Raw genomic sequence first — 4,105 nt, forward strand, 5'->3', positions numbered from 1 at the left:
ACTAGTTAGTTAATAGAAGAAATAATAGGGGGCGATACCTTGGCAAAGAGTGATCAACTCATGTTAACCATAGTTGCAATCGCGATTCTAGCGTGCACTTTCTGGACCGGTTATGCGATTGGCCTGCGGCAGAGACCGCCGATGGATCCTTCCGATGTCCAGCAGGCCATTCATTCCAGATGGGTCAAGGCCAAAGCGATTTCTATTTCGCTTTAAAAGTCATGTAACTCAAAGCATCTTCCGAGTATGCTTCTGCCCGTCATAGGAGAAGAGCGCCCGCTTTTCTTCCACCACCGTCTCTAGGTGCACGGGGCGGCCCCACAGCTTGTAAACGTAGGGTAGCGTATGCTCCAGATACTTGAGGTCCAGCTCAATCCCTTCATATTGATGCTTCAGCAACAGCTCACCGGAGCGCAGGTAGTCGCCGTCCTGGACGACGATGTACGGCGAGCCGCCGTTGACGCGGGAGGCGATCAGCTGGTCGCGGACATTTTCCCACGATTTGTCGGTGATTTTCCACTCTGGACCTTGCTTCTCGAAAATGTACAAGTCCAGATCGCGGACGAGATCCTTGGTCAAATAGCTGCGAAGGAAGGAAATGTCCGAATCGAGCTCGCGCACTTCGAAGATTTTCTCCCGGCCTTTTCCGGGCTCACGGCCAAAGCGGCGGCGCTCCTCTTCGGTCGGGTTATCCCAGCGGCGCTCGATGTCCTCGAAAATCTTGAGCCCGAGGTAATACGGGTTCAGGCTTTGCCGCGACGGCTGAACGACCAAGGCGTTCAGCTTGGCGAATTCGACCGTTTCGTCACTGGTCAGGTCGAGCTCGCGGATGATGCGCTGATGCCAATACGAAGCCCACCCCTCGTTCATGATTTTCGTCTCCATCTGCGGCCAGAAATACAGCATCTCCTCCCGCAGCATGCTCATAATATCCCGTTGCCAATCTTCCAGCACTTCCGAATATTCCTGGATAAACCAAACGATATCCTTCTCCGGTTCGGGCGGGAAGTGGACGGTGACCTCTTTGGCTTCCTCGGTGCGTCCGCCCGGATGTTCATCCAGCGTCCAAAGATCGTCGTAAGTCCCTGTCTTCACCGGCCCTTGCCGCCCCTCCTTCGCCCGCCGAAGCTTCTCTTCCATTTGCCGCCGTTTGTCATAACGCATCGGCTTGATTAACTGCGGATCGACGTGCTCTTGGATCGCCAGCACAGCGTCGATGAAGCTCTCTACTGTTTCCGCACCGTAGGCCAATTCGTAACGTCTAATCCGCTCGGCGGTGGCGGCCATGCTCTCCACCATATCCCGGTTGGTGGCGGAGAACCGCACGTTATTTTTAAAGAAATCGCAGTGGGCGAGCACGTGAGCGACGATCAGCTTGTTCTGGATCAGCGAATTGCCTTCCAGTAAAAAGGCGTAACACGGGTTCGAGTTAATGACGAGCTCGTAGATTTTGCTTAACCCGAAATCGTACTGCATCTTCATCTTGTTAAACATTTTGCCGAAGCTCCAATGCGAAAACCGGGTTGGCATTCCATAAGCGCCAAACGTATATATGATATCGGCGGGGCAAATTTCATAGCGCATCGGATAATAATCAAGTCCAAACGAGTCGGCGATTTCCATAATTTCCGCGATGGCGTATTCGAGCTGTTCTAATTCGCTGCTCAACTGGCCGCACCCCCTTCGCGCTTGTGGAAGAACCGTTTTAACGCGTTATAAACCTCGCCTTTTTCCTTAATGACGTAATACATGAATTTCTCCTGCTTGATCGTCCGGTAGGCGGACATCAAGGTGCTGCCGCGATTGTACTGGTTGACTTCCCCGTAGCCAAACATGTTGCTGCGCTTCATCAGCTCGCCAATCAGCTTGACGCAGCGCTCATTATCGGAGGTCAGGTTGTCGCCGTCGGAGAAGTGGAACGGATAAATGTTGTAGCTGGACGGCGGGTAACGGGTGTCGATGATCTCCAGCGCTTTTTGATATACCGAAGAGCAGATGGTGCCGCCGCTTTCCCCGCGGGTGAAAAATTCTTCCTCACTGACCTCCTTGGCCTCGGTATGATGCGCAAGAAACACAATCTCGACCTTCTCGTACTGCCGCCGCAGGAACCGGGTCATCCAGAAGAAGAAGCTGCGCGCGCAGTATTTCTCGAACGCCCCCATCGAACCTGATGTGTCCATCATCGCCAGAATGACCGCGTTGGAGTGGGGGACAACGACCTCCTCCCACGTTTTGTAGCGGAGATCGTCTGGAGAAATGCCGTGAATGCCGGGGGTCCCGGCGGTGGCGTTACGGCGCAGGTTTTCCAAGATGGTGCGTTTCTTGTCGATGTTGGACATGAGGCCTTTTTTGCGGATATCGTTAAAACGGATGGATTCGGTTTCCATTTCTGTCTTGTCTTTATCCTGGATATAAGGCAGTTCCATCTCTGCGAACAACATATCCTCCAGCTCTTCGATGCTAATCTCCGCTTCCACGTAATCGTAGCCCGGCTGATCGCCGGCCTTGCCGCCTTTCCCGCCTTTTCCGCTGTCCTTCGGACTGTCCTGGCCTAGCACGTCTCCCACCTCGCTGCTCCCGTCGCCTTGGCCGACATGCTTATGTTTCTGGTAGTTATGAATGAAGCGGTACTCTTCCAAATTGCGGAGGGGGACCTTAATGATCTGTTTGCCGTCTGACATGATGATATTTTCTTCGGTGATGAGATCTGGCAGATTTTGCTTAATAACCTCTCTCACTTTCTCCTGATGACGTTGTTGATCCTGATACCCTTTCCGGTGCAGCGACCAGTCCTCTTTGGAGACGACAAAGTGATATCGATCAGGCGTTGGCATAGATGAACACCTCCATATCGGGATTTCCCGGAACGCTATATTTGTGGATGTAAATAAAGTATATTCACGGAGAGGGGCGATATGTGAGGGAGCTTGCGCCGGTTTGGAAACAATAAGGCTGGAAAAAGGCGGAGATTCCCGTTAAGCTAATAACAGTTAGATTAGGTTAGGTTTGCGAAGGGGGTCACGAATTGGTGCCGATGAATCAGGTTTGGCTGGAGCTATATGAAGCCGCGGATCAATTTAAGAAGCTGAAGCCATGGGAATGGCTTTCGAACGTTCATTTGTTTGGGGTTCGCAGTCCATGGGATCACCGTATCGGATATTGCTGCGTGATGGGGAGCGGCAAGGAAGTGTTTGGTATGGCCGTTTATTTGGGAACGGAGGGCCTGCAGACGGTGCTTGACATGTTAAATGGGGAATTCATAGGCGATCCGCTGTTTGCGCAGCATTGTTATATGCTGTCCTTTGGCAGCCGGGACGAGCTGTACCCGGAGGAATATGAACGGGTGAAGGAGTTAGGTTTATCCTTTCGCGGCAAAACTGCCTGGCCGTCCTTCCGTCTCTACGAGCCGGGTTACGTGCCTTGGCCGATAACGGACCGGGACGATATTGTCTTCTTGACGGAGATCCTCAGACAAGCGATGGAAGTGAGTCTTTCCTATCGGGAGGATCCCGATGCTCTATTGGAAGGCAACGGGGAACGTTTTCTCGTGCGGATTCCCGTTACCGGGGAGGGTGCGGGTACGACCGAATGGATCAGCGAATGGCTCAAGCCGGACCAGGCGGATCGGCCGCTGGAGCCAGCCGGACGAGCGGTCATGGTGGACGAGCTGCGCATGGTCAAAGCAAGGCGTGCAGTCAGCGGTGATGCGGGGGTCTGGGAGGTAGACAGCTTTTTTATCCCCATGCCCATTGAAGACGAGGAACGTCCGTTTTATCCGACGATGAACGTGATTGCGGATCAAGAGACCGGGCAGATCCTGCATTACGGGTTGACCAAACAGGCGGAAGCGTCCGAGAACCTTGCGGATGGTCTGCTGGGGTTGATCGAGACGTATAGAGTGATGCCGATGCGGCTTGTGGCCCGTACTTCCAGAGTGCTGGACGAGCTGGCATCGGTGATCGCAGGGTTTGGACTTGTCTGCAGTGTAGAACCGCAGCTGCCGGCGATTGAGGAGTTCCAGCAATCGGTAGGAGGCAAGCTATTATAACTAGATAAGTGCAGGATGATAGCCGGGGTTTCCAGCGTAGTTGCTGGGAGTCCCGGT

General features: G+C 53.4%; 4 protein-coding genes. 2 read left to right on the plus strand and 2 right to left on the minus strand.

The genetic code is table 11. The features are described 5' to 3' along the window. Nucleotides 1–39 precede the first annotated feature (39 nt). Nucleotides 40–216 carry a hypothetical protein gene (locus M3G15_RS21135; protein WP_009227140.1) on the plus strand — a complete coding sequence of 59 codons (177 nt, stop codon included), beginning with the start codon at nucleotides 40–42 and terminating at the stop codon, nucleotides 214–216. Nucleotides 217–228: 12 nt separating this feature from the next. On the opposite strand, the gene M3G15_RS21140 is transcribed toward M3G15_RS21135, so the two are convergent. Together M3G15_RS21140 and yhbH are read right to left on the minus strand one after the other, a co-directional pair. Continuing rightward, on the minus strand, nucleotides 229–1,668 hold the full coding sequence (locus M3G15_RS21140; protein WP_009227139.1) for a SpoVR family protein: 1,440 nt from the start codon (nucleotides 1,666–1,668) through the stop codon (nucleotides 229–231). Continuing rightward, on the minus strand, nucleotides 1,665–2,834 hold the full coding sequence (gene yhbH / locus M3G15_RS21145; RefSeq protein ID WP_260071995.1) for a sporulation protein YhbH: 1,170 nt from the start codon (nucleotides 2,832–2,834) through the stop codon (nucleotides 1,665–1,667). Before yhbH ends, M3G15_RS21140 begins: the two co-directional genes overlap by 4 nt. A gap of 200 nt (nucleotides 2,835–3,034) precedes the next feature. Between yhbH and M3G15_RS21150 the strand changes: the two genes are divergently transcribed. Then, entirely contained in the window at nucleotides 3,035–4,048 is a 1,014-nt protein-coding gene (locus M3G15_RS21150; protein WP_397376647.1) for a DUF7309 domain-containing protein, read from the plus strand. Nucleotides 4,049–4,105: the final 57 nt, after the last annotated feature.

This window comes from Paenibacillus sp. p3-SID1389, from assembly GCF_025151705.1.
GTDB lineage: Bacteria > Bacillota > Bacilli > Paenibacillales > Paenibacillaceae > Fontibacillus > Fontibacillus phoenicis.